General features: G+C 42.4%; 13 protein-coding genes and 1 pseudogene. 4 read left to right on the top strand and 10 right to left on the bottom strand.

Features of this window, described 5'->3' with window-relative positions; translation table 11 throughout:
• Window positions 1-30: 30 nt before the first annotated feature.
• Window positions 31-846 (bottom strand): annotated as a pseudogene (locus G396_RS0107120) (metallophosphoesterase family protein); the annotation flags it as partial.
• Between the two features lie 184 nt (window positions 847-1,030).
• Here G396_RS0107120 and G396_RS0107115 point away from each other — a divergent pair.
• Window positions 1,031-1,705 (top strand): ribonuclease H1 domain-containing protein, encoded by a 675-nt coding sequence (locus G396_RS0107115; RefSeq protein WP_028125537.1) that lies wholly within the window; start codon window positions 1,031-1,033, stop codon window positions 1,703-1,705.
• A gap of 175 nt (window positions 1,706-1,880) precedes the next feature.
• On the opposite strand, the gene G396_RS10435 is transcribed toward G396_RS0107115, so the two are convergent.
• The 7 genes from G396_RS10435 to G396_RS0107080 form a co-directional block, all read right to left on the bottom strand.
• Window positions 1,881-2,612: a copper homeostasis protein CutC gene (locus G396_RS10435; protein ID WP_006418306.1), complete on the bottom strand. Its 732-nt coding sequence runs from the start codon at window positions 2,610-2,612 to the stop codon at window positions 1,881-1,883.
• Window positions 2,613-2,754: 142 nt separating this feature from the next.
• Window positions 2,755-3,921 carry a nucleotide sugar dehydrogenase gene (locus G396_RS0107105; RefSeq protein ID WP_006418303.1) on the bottom strand — a complete coding sequence of 389 codons (1,167 nt, stop codon included), beginning with the start codon at window positions 3,919-3,921 and terminating at the stop codon, window positions 2,755-2,757.
• Between the two features lie 172 nt (window positions 3,922-4,093).
• Complete coding sequence (locus G396_RS0107100) at window positions 4,094-5,233, bottom strand: Sapep family Mn(2+)-dependent dipeptidase (RefSeq protein WP_028125536.1); 1,140 nt, start codon at window positions 5,231-5,233, stop codon at window positions 4,094-4,096.
• Window positions 5,234-5,526: 293 nt separating this feature from the next.
• Entirely contained in the window at window positions 5,527-6,486 is a 960-nt protein-coding gene (locus tag G396_RS0107095; RefSeq protein ID WP_006418506.1) for a glycosylasparaginase, read from the bottom strand.
• An 87-nt stretch (window positions 6,487-6,573) separates the two neighbouring features.
• Window positions 6,574-7,926, bottom strand: coding sequence for a PTS sugar transporter subunit IIC (locus tag G396_RS0107090; protein WP_006418397.1), 1,353 nt, complete (start codon window positions 7,924-7,926; stop codon window positions 6,574-6,576).
• 1 nt (window position 7,927) lies between these two features.
• On the bottom strand, window positions 7,928-8,254 hold the full coding sequence (locus G396_RS0107085; RefSeq protein WP_028125535.1) for a PTS sugar transporter subunit IIB: 327 nt from the start codon (window positions 8,252-8,254) through the stop codon (window positions 7,928-7,930).
• A gap of 252 nt (window positions 8,255-8,506) precedes the next feature.
• Window positions 8,507-10,093, bottom strand: coding sequence for a potassium/proton antiporter (locus G396_RS0107080; protein ID WP_028125534.1), 1,587 nt, complete (start codon window positions 10,091-10,093; stop codon window positions 8,507-8,509).
• Between the two features lie 226 nt (window positions 10,094-10,319).
• Here G396_RS0107080 and G396_RS0107075 point away from each other — a divergent pair, with 226 nt between their 5' ends.
• Window positions 10,320-11,855 carry an Nramp family divalent metal transporter gene (locus G396_RS0107075; RefSeq protein ID WP_028125533.1) on the top strand — a complete coding sequence of 512 codons (1,536 nt, stop codon included), beginning with the start codon at window positions 10,320-10,322 and terminating at the stop codon, window positions 11,853-11,855.
• 178 nt (window positions 11,856-12,033) lie between these two features.
• On the opposite strand, the gene G396_RS0107070 is transcribed toward G396_RS0107075, so the two are convergent.
• Entirely contained in the window at window positions 12,034-12,660 is a 627-nt protein-coding gene (locus G396_RS0107070) for a DeoR/GlpR family DNA-binding transcription regulator (protein WP_028125532.1), read from the bottom strand.
• Between the two features lie 132 nt (window positions 12,661-12,792).
• Here G396_RS0107070 and G396_RS11480 point away from each other — a divergent pair, with 132 nt between their 5' ends.
• Window positions 12,793-12,960, top strand: a complete 168-nt coding sequence (locus G396_RS11480; RefSeq protein ID WP_155857431.1) for a hypothetical protein — start codon at window positions 12,793-12,795, stop codon at window positions 12,958-12,960.
• A 201-nt stretch (window positions 12,961-13,161) separates the two neighbouring features.
• Window positions 13,162-14,094 (top strand): AEC family transporter, encoded by a 933-nt coding sequence (locus G396_RS0107060; protein WP_028125531.1) that lies wholly within the window; start codon window positions 13,162-13,164, stop codon window positions 14,092-14,094.
• A 408-nt stretch (window positions 14,095-14,502) separates the two neighbouring features.
• On the opposite strand, the gene G396_RS12135 is transcribed toward G396_RS0107060, so the two are convergent.
• Window positions 14,503-14,559, bottom strand: a 57-nt coding sequence (locus G396_RS12135) for a hypothetical protein (RefSeq protein WP_428829642.1), incomplete at its 5' end; no start/stop codon positions are given.

The following is a 14,559-nucleotide window of genomic DNA, read 5'->3' as shown; positions in this document are numbered from 1 at the left end:
GTATAAATGATTACACCGAGTATTTTTTCCTCAATAAATTATATCCTCCCAGTCAAACTCAAGATTCCGGTTATGCAGTCCCTGGAAACCGCGGTCAACTAAGTTAAAGTAAGCCATATTGGCACCCAACCAAGTACCTTTTTGACGGTCCGTCTCATCTAAGTTATATGAAGAAATCGACACCTGGCCATCACTGATTTCCAATTCACGGACACAAGGCTGGTCTAAGACGGCCGCTAATTGAATATAGGTCCACTGCCCTTCATGAACAATCGAATCTGCATGCACATGGCCACAGAGACACAAGCTCGGCTTAAGATGCTGGTCCAAAATTTCCTTCAGCCCAACTTGCGGAACCACCGACGCTTTTTCGGTATTGGAAAACAGAGTCGTATTATAAAGTGGATGGTGGCCGAAGACAATTAAATGCTTATCACGATGATTGTTTAATAAATTCTCTAACCAAGTCAATTTGTCCTGGTCAAGGTAACCCGACCAATCAAAGAAGTCTTTTTCCCGGCTGGTGTCTAAGAAAATTAATAAATAATCATCAACTTCAATTGCCCGGTAAAGTGGCTGGGCCAGAAATTCTTCTAGCTGGGCCTTGGTTAAACTATAGGCATCGTGGTTGCCCACAGTTAAAAGAAAGTGGTCCACTGCCTGGTGTTTTCGCAAGAGATCGTATACTCCCTGCCATTCACATAGGTCACCGGTATTGGTCAAGTCCCCCAAGGAAATATAATAATCCGCCTCAACTTCAAACAATTTCTCAAAAAATTTAGCAAAATAGATGTCCCGCTTAGCTTCAAAATCTGCTAACTGTAAATAATTCTTAGAATAGTGTAGGTCTCCAAATAGTCTTAAACGCTTAACAAAACCCTTTCATAATTACTTGTTTATAGTATACAAAAGCTTTGTAAATTAATTATCAATTCTATGTAAAGTTGACGGATTTTTTGTTAGAGATAGTCAGGTCTGTAAATTCTATGTAAATATGATAAGATAAGGCAGATATCAAAGGAGGAAGGTCATGGCGAAACAAAAATACTATGTCGTTCGTAAGGGGCGGCAACCCGGCATCTACCGGACCTGGGCCGACTGTCAAAAACAAACCTCAGGTTTCCCTGGGGCGGTCTTTAAATCATTCCCTAGTCAAGCCGAGGCAGAAGCTTTTCTGCAAGGGGGGATTTCGAGTGTGGCCCCCCAGCCCCATTCTGCCGCCCGCAAAAATAAAAATAAACTTAATCAGTCAATTCAAAATCAAATCGACCAACTAAGACCCGGGCAAGCAGTGGTTTTTGTCGATGGATCCTTTACCAATCATGATGGCCGCCCCCGCTATGGTTATGGTGGGCTGATTTTCTTGCCCCAGCAGGCCCCCCATCAACTTTGCCAAGGCTTCAGCCCCGACCAATACATTGACGCCCGCAATGTGGCGGGGGAAATCCGTGGGATTATGGCCGCTATTGACTATTTGTTAGACCAAGCGGTAACGACAGCTTTTATTTATTACGATTACCAAGGCATTGAAGCTTGGGCGACTGGTGCTTGGTCCGCCAAAAAACCGATTTCCCAACTCTATGTAAACTTTCTTCAAGAGCGACAAGGCCGCATCAACTTACACTTCTGCCATGTCGACTCTCATACCGGAGTCGAATATAACGAAGTCGTCGACCGTCTGGCCAAAAAATCATTGGGCTTGTAGGTTAGATACTTTAAAAAGCTAGATTGTGTGCCTTGGGAGACTTCAATGCACAAGAATACTGAATTATGTGCATTGAAGAAGTTTAATGCACACTACCACAAAATAAGTCAATCAAACAAAATAAGGTTAGGATCAAATTTCATTTTTGATCCTAACCTTTTTTATAATCTCTAACCTACTTAAATAAATCCACCATTGCCTTTAATTTGCTGATATCTAAAGCTTGATAATCTCCTTGGCTTCCAGAGCCGAAGTCTACCCCGCCCTGGCCGTGACTAGTCTTATCTTGACGCCACTTCCCAAAGGAGGCATGAAGTTGGTTGGCTCCAGTTTGGTTTGCCAGTGCTAAAGCATTATTCGCATTAACACCAGAACCTAGACAGAATTCAATTTTGTCGCCATAAGTTTGAATTAACCGTGCTAATAAATCGGCGCCCTCAGGGGCAGTCACGGCTTGGCCGGAAGTCAGAATCCGGTCACAACCCCAAACAGCTAAGTCAGCCACGGCCGTCCAAGGGTCGGCCGCCACATCGAAGGCCCGGTGAAAAACAGCTTCTTTACCGGCTTTATGGCAAAGGTCAATCAAAGCTCGGTTAGCGTCTTCATCCAAACAACCATCTTCTTTGAGACATCCGAAGACCAAACCATCTGCTCCTTGGTCTAGCAAGAACTGAGCATCAGCGAGCATGACCGCTTTCTCTTCTTCAGAATAAGAAAAACCACCGGGACGAGGTCGAACCATAGCTATGATGGGGATAGTGACTGCTTGCCGCGCCAAAACAAAAGCCCCATAAGAAGGCGTCAAACCACCTAAGGCTAAAGCCGAATTAAACTCCAGCCGGTCGGCCCCGCCCTCGGCTGCCATGACAGCATCTTCATAAGAGCCCACACAGGCTTCAATTAACATTATATTTCCTCCATTTCTAAAAAAGCTGGGCCCAAGCCCAGCCTAACTTTAAATTGGTAGATTAATATGTTGACTCAATCACCTTAAAAGGACAGACCAAAACCGATTTGACTATTTACCAATTTTTATCCAAATAAACAAATTAATTATTATGGAAAAGGTCGCGGGTATAGACCTTGTCTTCGACATCATCCAAGCTAGCGTCATAACGGTTGGCCAAAATAACATCTGATTGGGCCTTAAATTGATCAAAATCATGGATAACTGGACAATTGATGACCATATCTTCCTTGACGGTTGGTTCATAAATGATAACTTCAATCCCTTCACCCATCAACAATTTGATAATATCTTGGATGGCTGATTGGCGGAAATTATCAGAGCCTGCCTTCATGGTTAAGCGGTAGATTCCCACTGTCTGAGGATTAAATTTCATGACTTGGTGGGCGATATGTTCCTTCCGCGTCTTATTGGCTTCGACCACCGCAGAAATCATATTTTGAGGCACGTTCCCGTAATTTGCCAACAATTGCTTAGTATCTTTTGGTAAGCAATAACCACCATACCCATAAGAAGGGTTATTATAATGGTTACCAATCCGAGGGTCTAAGCCAACACCTTCAATAATTTCCTTAGCATTCAGGTGATGCATTTCAGCATAAGTATCCAATTCATTAAAATAAGACACCCGCAGAGCTAAGTAGGTATTGGCAAATAATTTAATGGCTTCTGCTTCAGTTGGTCCCACCAAGAGCACTTCAACATCTTGGTCCACAGCCCCTTCTTTCAAGAGATCCGCAAACAATTGGCCACGTTGACCAGTGTCCCCCACTACAATCCGGGACGGATGTAAGTTGTCATAAAGAGCGCGACCCTCACGGAGGAATTCAGGTGAAAAAATAATATTTTCAACGCCATATTTTTCCCGAACTGACTTGACATAGCCCACCGGAATGGTTGATTTAATCACAATCAGCACTTGCCGATTCAAACGTAAGGCATCTTCAATGACAGATTCTACCGCAGAGGTATCGAAAGTATGTGTCTCATCATCATAGTTGGTTGGCGCGGCGATGACCAAGACTTCAGCCGCTTGGTGAGCCGCTTCAACATCTAGGGTTGCCTTTAAATTTAAGTCCTTATTGGCTAAAAAATCAGAAATTTCCTTATCTTCAATCGGGGAAATCCCTTGATTAATCATTTCCACTTTCTCAGGGACAATATCCAAAGCAGTGACCTCATTGTGTTGGGCCAATAAGACAGCCAAAGACAAGCCCACATAACCAGTACCAGCAACGGTAATTTTCATGAATCAACGTTCTCCTTTATATCTAAAAGCATCATTTTCAATACGAACAAAAATTATAAATAGCTTTCATTCGAATTATTACTGTTCTTATTATATACATTTGGAGAGGCTTAGTACATTAAAAGTGACTTAGCTTTAGCTTAAAGAGTGGATTAGAATCAGGCAGCAGAATTTATAATTGGGCCAAATCATATAAGGCCAAACAATAAATTAAGGTATTGGTCTCTAGGTCCTGCAAGTCCATCCATTCATCCGGTAAATGGGCAATATCTCTTTGGCCTGGGAACGATGGTCCATAAGCAATAATATTCGGTACTAATTTGGCATAGGTTCCACCTGTGGTCGTCACTGGTTCTGCTTCTAAATCAGTCACCTCACAATATACTTTTTGCAAGGTTTGAACATAAAGGGAATCTTTATCATATAAAATCGGATCCCAATTATGGATGACTTCTAAGGATAGGTTTTGCGGCAAGCGTTCTTGGATAGCAGCGACAATCTCCGCCTGACTGGTAACACCCGGATAGGATAAGGACCATTGGAAAAAGGCTTGCTTTTGGTCAGTCATGCCAAAATGGTAGCCCCGCATAATCATTTGACCAAAATCATCATCTCTAAAATCTACCCCTAGAGCTTGACCCGAAGCGGGCGCTTGAAGGATATGACTGTTCACAAAATTGAATAGACTGTCTAAGACCTCTAATTCAGCCAGGATCCGGACCTGCAGACGACCTCGTTCGCCGTAGACCACCGGCCATTTACAATCTGGGGTCCAACCAAAACGTGGGGCTGGTTCCTTGGTCAAATAATGTTTGACACAGTCAAAGCCAGTCTCCTCATTAGAACCGAAGACAATCCGTACCGGAATTGGGAATTCAACCCCAAGGTCTTTTAATATTTTAAGGGCAAAAAGATTCGCCAAAATGGGTCCCTTATTATCCAGCACACCCCGACCATAAATCCGGCCAGCTTCAATTTCGCTTGCCAAAGGACCATGCTTCCAGCCCTCTCCTAAAGGCACCACATCCACATGGCCAAAAATCCCATAATATGCTTGAGGGTCATTGGGGTCTGCTTGACCATATTGGGCATAACCCACCTTGTTGTCGATATTTTTGGTCTGAAAGCCTAATGTGTGGGCGATTTCCAGTGCCTTGTCTAGTGCAGCCTTGGGGCCCGGTCCATAGGGTGCTTGTGGTCTTGCTTCTCCCCGTACACTTTCAATGGCTACTAAATCCCGCAAAGCCGCGACCAGATCTGCTTGACTTGCTTTAACCTGGGCTTGGATTTGCTGGCGAATACTTTCTGGCATTCTTACTTCCTTCTTTCTTTTAATGAAACTTCATTTTCTTTCTGGGTTTTAGTTAGGTTGGGGTTTTAGTCTATGAAACTTCATCTGGGCGAAACTACCTTTTGATTAGATTTAGGGGACTATAAAAATTCGCCGTTGCGAATTTACTTTTTGTTCTTAGATTGGTGGCTTTAAGATGATGAATCCGCCCTTTTACTCTTATCTTTGATTCTTTATAGCGCGATTTTTTGTGCATTGAACTCATTTAATGCACAAACCAATCAGCGTCCCCAAGCTAACACCAACTTAACCCATTACAACCGCTCTAAAGGCTTGGTCCGTTCTGCCATATAATTATCCAACCAGGCTTGGCTGGCCAGTTCATGGATCATGGTATCCCCTTGACGGCGGGTGACATAGACTTGACTCCCTTGGTCAGGTAGAGCCACTACAAAAGAAAAATTATCAATATTCGAAGCCACACCCCAGCTGCCATCAGCGGCCAAAGCAATCATGGAAATATCACCAACTGATGTTCCCCGGTTCGCCATGTCTCGCTCAAAATCAAAGACTGCCGTTTGACAAGCTTCTTGGGCTGACTTGCCAGCCTTCATCAACCGCACAATCTCATAGGAAAGAATCCCTTTCATGATATCTTCCCCCATACCAGTCCCTGAAGCCCCGCCAATTTGAGCATCCACATATAAGCCAGACCCGATAAAAGGCGAGTCACCGACCCGACCCGGTTCTTTCATAAACAAGCCGGAAGTCGAGGTGCCGGCCACCATAAGACCAGCCTGATCAAGAGCTACCATGCCCACGGTATCATGACCGGAATAGGGTACCAAATTGTCGTCGAGACCTAATTGTTTTTGCCGGTTATGATAATGTATTTGCGCCCGGTCGGTCAACATATCCTTGGTTTCAAACCCTTGCGCAATCGCATAGTCTCGGGCTCCTTGCCCCACTAAAACGTTGTTAGCCTTCAGCCGACTCAAGCGTCGGGCCACGGAAATGGGATTGGCAATATCCTGGATACCGCAGACTGCACCAAAGCCTAAAGTCTGACCGTCCATATAGGCCGCATCCAGCTCCACTTCCATCTTCCGGTTAGGCAGACCGCCATAGCCGACTGACTTAAAGTAGGGGAAATCTTCCACCGCCTGGATGGCAGTCTCAATCGCATCACTCGCTGTACCCCCATTTTTGAGAATCAATTCGGCGTCCTGGACCCCTTCCAAGGCCATCCGCCAAGTTGCAATCATTGCCCACATACTCATCCCTCTTTCTTTTGACAAAAAAGGACAGTCGGACAAGTTTAATTGTCTGAGCTGTCCCATACGAAGTGACACTATTATATCCTATAAATCTTCCATTGAAAAATCATCTAAGGATAGTTCATCTAATTCATCTAGTTCGTCTTCAAGTGGTTGATTTTCATCCTTCATATATTGATGGTCGAGGACCTTGAAGAAAGGATAATAAATAAGACAATCAATCACAATTAAGACGATTTGTAAAAGACCTGCAATAACTGACCCTGTAGATAACCAACCTGAGAAGAAGGCCGGTGTCGTCCATGGCAAGGAGGCCCCAGTAGTATAAGGAATTAAGCCTGACATGGTCGCAAACGTTGCTAAGATAATATTAACCAATGGAGTCAAAATAAATGGCACTAAAATAATTGGATTTAAGACCACTGGTAAACCAAAGATAACCATTTCATTAATACCGAAGATACCTGGGACTAAAGATAAACGACCCAATTGTTTCATCCGTTGAGATTTACCCATGAAGGTCATTAATAAGACTAAGGCTAGGGTTGAACCGCCCCCACCAAAGTTAGCGAAGAAATCTCCAAATGGTTGGGTATAGATATTTGGTAAAGCTTGACCCGCCTTAAAGGCTTCTAAGTTCTCAGTGGTTAAGGCCAAGTGGATTGGGGAGAAGACCGTATTGGTTACCGCTGGCCCATTGATACCAAAGAACCATAGGAGGGTAGACAAGAATTGATATAAAGGTTCGAAAATAAAGGATTGACCAAAGCCCATTAATGGTGCTTGCAAAATCTTATAAATAAAATTATGAGCATATTGGTAAGGGGTAAAGGTGAAGATAATGTTAATGATTAAGAATACTAACATAACCAAGGCAGATGGAATCAAAGCCGCGAACGAATTGGTTACAGCGGGTGGTACCCCATCTGGTAACTTAATAACCCAGCCTTTTTTCTTCACATAGGCAAAAATTTGTACCGCAAGTAAGGCCGTGATCATAGCTAAGAAAAGACCAGCAGACCCTAGATTGGATAGGGCCAAGCCATTAAAAGCTGCCCCATCCGCATTGACAAAATCACTATGGCTTTGTGGTGTCAAAATCAAAAAAGCGACTAAGGAAACCGCTGCCGAAGCAATTGGGTCAACCTCTAATTGTTTACCATAAGCATAACCTATCCCCATCACTGAAATTAAAGCAATCATGGAGAAGGTTGAGTTAATCACTGGATTTAAAAAATCTTCCCAACCTGTTCCTAAAAATTGACCAATAAATTCTGAATAACCAGGAATTGGAAAGTTAGTAATAACCAAGAAGACAGATGCCACAATTAAGAGTGGCGTGGTAACAAGGAAACCATCCCGAATGGCTGTTAGGACCCGATTGTTGGAGAGTTTCTCAGAAAGAGGTGCTAAGATTTTTTCTAATTTTTCTAACATCCTACTTACCTCGGCTTTCTTTGAAGTCTAAGAGCGCCCGTTTCAAAATCCGTTCGGCATCGACATTGCCATAATCCTTGGCATCAATCACGGATACTGGAATCCCTTGATCAGCATATTTGTCCTTGGTTTCAGCCAATTTGAATTTAACCTGAGGGCCTAAAAGTATCATATCTGGATTAGTTTCAGCTACGGTCGTGTCCATGCTAGCGATTGGAAAAGCTTGAATATCCAAGGGTAACTTATGGGCATCCGCTGCTGCCTGCATCCGCGCAGCCACTAAGGATGTTGACATCCCAGCATTACAAAAAAGATAAATCTTTTTCATTACAATTCCTCCTTTTTACCTGAACAAAACAAGCTCGTTACCTGCTTTGAAAAAACAGAAAAGACAGGTGCTTTGCCACACCCATCCTCCTAAATTTATTTTCAATTAACAGCTCTGGCTTTTTGTTCAAGCAAATTTTTATGAGCCTAGCATACCATAAATAGTAATCGATTTCATTAAATTTTTCTATTCGCCTAAATTTTGTTAGGATAAGCTAAATTTCGCATCTATTTGAGCCTGGAAAAGCCTAGCTCAGGTCCGTTTATTCCGTAAGATGATCAACTTATCCCCTGCATGAATTTCGGTATCCCCTTGCGGTACAATCGATTCACCCTGAGCAGACCTCATCATCACTATCAGCTCATTATCAGCCATTTCAATATCTTGAAGTGCCATGCCAAGCCAAGGATGGTTGGCTGCCACCTTAATTTCAGTTAAGGCTGACCCATTCGGATCAAAGTAAGATTGGCCACCTAGGACTAACCGATCTCCCGCTTGAATCCGGGTATGCCCCCGGGGTACAATCACCTTCCCCGCCCGTATGAGTTTGGCTACAATGACCGCTAGATCAAGCTTTAATTCTGCTACAGATTGGCCGACAATTGGATTATCGGCTTCAATTTTCATCTCAATAAAGCCGATTTGATTACGGGCATTATAGTAATTAAAGGTATTATAGACGGTATCATTGGGGTCAAGCATTTGGACCCGTTTGGTGATGAAGGACATTAGCGAGCCTTGGATAAGGGATGACAAAAGACAGACCCCAAAGACAAGATGAAAGACATCACTTTCTAATCGGATAGGATAGTTAGTCACCATAATGGCAAAAGCAATCGAAGCCGCGCCCCTAAAACCCGCCATGGCAATCAGGATAATTTGGTTGTTTTTCAGACCTAAGGGTTTTAACAAAGCAAACGTCACCAAGGGCCGAGCAATAAAGGTCAGGAAAAGCATCAAAATTAAAGCATAAGGGAAGGCCTGAATAATTAGCTGAGGGTTAGATAAAAGTCCCAAAAGAAAGAAAAGTCCAATTTGCATAATCCGAGAAAACCCTTCAAAGAAGAAGACCACTTCTGGCTTCTTTTGATATTCAATTTGCCCCATATAAATCCCCAGGATATAAACAGCCAAAAAACCATTTCCACCCAAGAGACTGGTCAAGGCAAAGGTTAAAATTGCTATGGCTGAAATTAAAATGCTCAAAAGTCCGTCTTCCTCAAAAGAAATATTCTGAATAATCAATTGACTGAGCTTGCCAAGCCCAAGTCCTAAACCCAAACCAAAGACCAGCTGACTGAGGATTAAGCCAGGAATAGACTGGTCGCCCCCAGCTAAAAGGGCCAAAATAACCATAGTCATGGTATAAGCGGTGGGGTCATTGGATCCACTTTCTACTTCTAAGAGCGAGGCGGTCCCATATTTAAGATTTAGATTCTGCGACTTAAGAATCGCATAAACCGAAGCAAAGTCAGTCGATCCAATTAAAGATCCTAGTAGTAAGGCTTCAAGTAAGGAAACCCTTAAGACAAAATAGGCAAAAATCCCCGTGAAACAGGATGTGAATAAAACACCCAAGGTGGACATGAGTATACTAGCCTTCATGACAGGCTTGGCTAAGGTCAAGTTAGTCCCAAAACCACCGTAGAACATAATGATTAATAAGGCCAATTGGGCCACTTCATCCACGAGGACATAATCTTCAAAGTCCACGCCTAAAAAATTAAAGGAGATACCCAAGCTGAAAAAGAGCAATAAAAAAGGCACCCCAAAACGGTTAGAAAACTTAATGGCCACAATTGCTGAAATTAAAACTAATGATACTATGAATAAAAGCACAGCCCCTTCCTCCTATTATATAATTTTATTTAAAATATTTTGATATACTTTAATTTTATCATGAATAAACCAGACAAGCAAAAAGCTTAGCCTATAAACATAAGCCCAACCTAAATATTTTTAGGAATAGCTAACTTTTTGCTTTACTTAGGTATGCCTAAAGAGTAAAATCAGCATATAGAAAAAATAGAAAGCTGGACCCATCGTGGAAACTCAATCCCAAACTATGACTAGACCCCAAGATCTCTCCTTGAGCGACATCAACAGTACCGTAGAAGTCCCTGAAGGACATTCCTTTTGGAAAACTCTCCTGGCTTATTCTGGGCCGGGTGCCCTTGTCGCAGTGGGCTATATGGATCCAGGTAACTGGTCTACCTCTATTACGGGCGGCCAAAACTTCCAATACTTACTCTTATCTATCATCGTAATTTCTAGTCTCTTAGCCATGCTTCTTCAAAACATGGCCGCCAAACTGGGGATTGTCTGCCAATTGGACTTGGCCCAAGCCATCCGGGCGCGGACCAGTCGCCGTCTTGGCTTCATCTTTTGGATTCTCACAGAATTAGCCATCATGGCGACAGATATTGCCGAAGTTATCGGAGCCGCCATTGCCCTTTACCTCCTATTTAAGATTCCCATCTTCCTAGCCGTTGTGATTACGGTATTAGATGTCTTCTTACTCTTGCTTCTTAACCGAATCGGTTTCCGTAAAATTGAAGCCCTAGTCGTCTGCCTAATTTTTGTCATTCTCTTCGTCTTCCTTTATCAAATTATTCTCTCTCAGCCAGCCTGGCATCAAGTAGCTAAGGGTCTCATCCCTTCCTGGGCCAGTGTCCAAACCAGCCCTAAGATTGGTGGCCAAACACCCCTATCTGCCAGCTTAGGGATTATTGGGGCAACCATTATGCCCCACAATCTTTTCCTTCATTCCGCCATTTCCCAAAGTCGCAAGATTGACCGTACTGATTCAAGCAAGGTCGCTGAAGCCGTCCGCTTTTCTAATTGGGATTCCAATATCCAATTAAGCTTAGCCATGGTAGTCAATGCCCTTCTCTTAATTATGGGGGTGGCCGTCTTTAAGTCAGGTGCTGTCCAAGACCCTTCCTTCTTTGGTCTTTATCAAGCCTTGTCTAATCCTGACATGGTAAGTAACCCTGTCCTAGCGGAAGCCGCCCGGTCTGGCGTTCTTTCCACCCTCTTCGCGGTGGCCTTACTTGCCTCCGGACAAAACTCAACGATTACTGGAACCATTACCGGCCAAGTGATCATGGAAGGTTTTATCCACCTTCGCTTGCCTTTATGGTTACGGCGGTTGGTCACGCGGTTAATTGCCATTATTCCGGTAGTTGTCTGTGTCGCCATCACTTCCCACCAAGGGTCCCTTGACGAACACCAAGCCCTTAACAATTTAATGAACAATTCCCAAGTCTTTCTGGCCTTGGCCTTACCCTTTTCGATTGTCCCCCTCTTAATGTTGACCGATTCAGCGGCCCAAATGGGCAATCAGTTTAAAAATACCCGCTGGGTGAAAGTCATGGGTTGGCTAACAGTCATCATCCTTACCCTCCTCAACTTGATTTCAATCTCCAGTCAGATAGCGGGCTTCTTTGGGGACAACCCTTCAAGTCAAGACCTCCTCCTCAGCCAAGTCATTTCTATTGGGATTATCCTAGCCATGATTGGTCTCTTAATTTGGACCATCATTGATATCCGTCGTTTTACCCATCCAAAGCAAAAAAAATTTAAAGCAGGAAAACATTAAGACCGCCCCTAGCTCAGTGATCTAGGGACGGTCTTTTGGTTCTAGACTGGATGCATGGATGTGGTTTTTTTGTGCATTAACAAACCCAAACGTACAGCTATTGAGTTCCTTTTAATAAGGAAATTTTTTCTAAGGCTATTTTTAATAGGAATCCTTTTCTCAGAAAAAATCATCAAACTTAATCGAACGACTTCACTGCCATAATCAAGTCTACTTGCCGGTCCCGTAAACTAGAGATTAAGGAATCATCCAAATTAGAATTCGTAATAAATGCATCTACATCCTTAAAATTACAAATTTTTTCAATAAAAGGCCGATTTTTGAACTGACTAGCATCAGCCAACATATAGCGTTGTTTGCCGGCCAAACACTGGGCTCTTTCTGACCGCGGATCAGCATCCATAGAAATAAACCCCTTTTCCAAAGACACCGAATCAGTACCACAAAAACCCTTATCCACTTGAATATCATTAAGATACAATTCAGCAAAGGGTCCGTTGCAAGCCCCATTCCGGGAAAGAATTGACCCACCACAAATATTGAAATTAATCGTTTTATCTTGCATTAACTCATAAGCGACATAAACCGAATTCGTTGCAACCGTTAAATCCCGTTTGCCATGGAGTTTACTTGCTAGTAAAAAAGCCGTTGAGCCACTACCAATTGCAATAAAATCACCATCTTCAACCATTGAAGCCGCAATCTCAGCCACCTCATTCTTTGCTGCAAAATTAGGAATACTACTGTTTAAATCTTGATTTGACTGAGTAATATTATGGGGCATATCAACTTTCACTGCGCCCATGAGTTCTCACCAAGAGATTCCGATCATGCATATCTTGTAATTGCAGACAAATGAAGGTTTTAAAACGATTAAAAACAATTGTATAATCCCCATAGACAAAACATAAATAATAAAAAGGCGGATGTATTAAACATGCCGGTAAAAGTCATCTCAAATAGTGAAAATATCGCTTGCATGGGTGGGGCAATCTTGGCTGGTGTTGCTAATGGTATTTGGCCATCCATTGAAGCAGCGACAGAACAGTTTGTCAGCTTCAAGGACATTTATTATCCTAATCCAGACAATGTCGCAGTTTACTAAGAGATCTACGATAAATATGTTGAAATTTCCAAAACCCTAAACCCAACCTTTAGATAAAATTTTTCGAGTAGCCTTTCTAGAGCTACTCGTTTTTTTATCAATTATTTTCATAATTATCCGCTTACATCAACATTCCCTCTTTTCTTTCATAGTATATGGTGTATGATTGTAACTATGAAAATCTAAAAAGGAGCTGCAATTATGTTTATGCTTGCTGGACAACAGCTAATTATTATGGGTCTCTTAATGGCAATTGGATTTATCGCTTACAAGTCACACTTCATTAAACCTGAAACGCAAAAGGATTTTTCCAATATCTTAGTCTATATCGCCATGCCTTCAGTTATTATTAATGTCTTCCAACGTCCCTTTGATAATAATACGCTCCGGATGATCGGTTGGGCTGCCTTAGCTAGCGCAAGCATCTATCTTCTTTCCATTCTTATCGCTGAAATTTGCTTTAGAGATTCCAAAGTGGCTAATCCCGAACATCAAGTCGCTTTGAAATTCGGGACCATATTTACGAACGCCTCCTTCATGGGCATTCCCTTGGCCCAAGCGGTCCTCGGCGACGATGGCGTCCTCTTCATGGTCATCCACTTGATTGGTTATACCCTCTTCCAATGGACCTATGGCATCACTCTCTACCGCAAAAATCCTGAACCTTGGAAAGCTCAATTGAAAAAACTTTCGCTCAATCCTAATATAATTGCGACCGTGGTCGGTATTGGTTTCTGGCTCGTCTCTTTCAAATTACCAACCCTGATTGGCCAACCGGTTTCTTACTTGGCCAGTCTTAATACCCCATTATCAATGCTCCTAATTGGTTCAAACATTGCCACCGCCCAAATCCAATCGGGCTTTAAACGTAAACACATTTGGCAAGGCTTTGCCTTAAGTAACCTAATTATCCCTCTGATTAGTATCTTTGTCCTTCAACTATTCCCACTCTCACCTGTAGCCTTTCAATCCTTGGTCCTTGGCGTGAGTTGTCCTGTGGCCGGGATGGTGGTTATCTTTGCCGTCCTTCATGACCACCACAACCAATTCCCGGTCCAACTGATGTGCATATCGACCACTCTTTCAGTGGTAACCATTCCCGTGATCTTATCTGTCTTGGAATGGATGCACTAACAAAAAACATCTTCCGCTCTGCCCAAGCCTACTAATAAGATAGGCCTAGCAGAGCTTTTTATTTTAAGAGTGAGCCAAATTTTGTATCTTGACTAGCTACACCTCACCTACATTTACCTTAAAAAATAACACTCAATCTAAAGTAAGATTGAGTGTTATTTCCTATTCTAAATAAATTTAGAATCATTTCATATGGTATGAATATTGAATTTTTTTAATTTAATCAAACATTAGACTCTTATTAATAATCTAAAAAAAGAAAGGACCGAAGTCCTTTCTGAAAAATTATATAGTATTCTTCAAATGGTTTTAATTTAAAGAATGAAGATAAAAATTCTACTAAACTCACTAAATGTGTTTACGAATATATCATATCACTTTTTGAAGTTTCTTATCTTCTTAAATTGATTACAATCCATCCGTTGCGGTGAAGGTATAAGTTGCTGGGTCATAGGACCATTCTAA

This window comes from Eremococcus coleocola DSM 15696, assembly GCF_000428865.1.
GTDB lineage: Bacteria > Bacillota > Bacilli > Lactobacillales > Aerococcaceae > Eremococcus > Eremococcus coleocola.
The sequence above is the reverse complement of the archived record's forward strand: the minus strand, read 5'-3'. Positions and strand labels throughout refer to the sequence as shown.

What these genes read in the sequence shown, in the direction of transcription:
- G396_RS0107105 (WP_006418303.1), bottom strand. Translation starts at nt 3,921, where the DNA reads ATGAAAATTACCGTTGCTGGTACTGGTTATGTGGGCTTGTCTTTGGCT.
- G396_RS10435 (WP_006418306.1), bottom strand. Translation starts at nt 2,612, where the DNA reads ATGTTAATTGAAGCCTGTGTGGGCTCTTATGAAGATGCTGTCATGGCA.
- G396_RS0107060 (WP_028125531.1), top strand. Translation starts at nt 13,162, where the DNA reads ATGTTTATGCTTGCTGGACAACAGCTAATTATTATGGGTCTCTTAATG.
- G396_RS0107075 (WP_028125533.1), top strand. Translation starts at nt 10,320, where the DNA reads ATGACTAGACCCCAAGATCTCTCCTTGAGCGACATCAACAGTACCGTA.
- G396_RS0107115 (WP_028125537.1), top strand. Translation starts at nt 1,031, where the DNA reads ATGGCGAAACAAAAATACTATGTCGTTCGTAAGGGGCGGCAACCCGGC.
- G396_RS0107070 (WP_028125532.1), bottom strand. Translation starts at nt 12,660, where the DNA reads ATGGGCGCAGTGAAAGTTGATATGCCCCATAATATTACTCAGTCAAAT.
- G396_RS0107100 (WP_028125536.1), bottom strand. Translation starts at nt 5,233, where the DNA reads ATGCCAGAAAGTATTCGCCAGCAAATCCAAGCCCAGGTTAAAGCAAGT.
- G396_RS0107095 (WP_006418506.1), bottom strand. Translation starts at nt 6,486, where the DNA reads ATGTGGGCAATGATTGCAACTTGGCGGATGGCCTTGGAAGGGGTCCAG.
- G396_RS0107090 (WP_006418397.1), bottom strand. Translation starts at nt 7,926, where the DNA reads ATGTTAGAAAAATTAGAAAAAATCTTAGCACCTCTTTCTGAGAAACTC.
- G396_RS11480 (WP_155857431.1), top strand. Translation starts at nt 12,793, where the DNA reads ATGCCGGTAAAAGTCATCTCAAATAGTGAAAATATCGCTTGCATGGGT.
- G396_RS0107085 (WP_028125535.1), bottom strand. Translation starts at nt 8,254, where the DNA reads ATGAAAAAGATTTATCTTTTTTGTAATGCTGGGATGTCAACATCCTTA.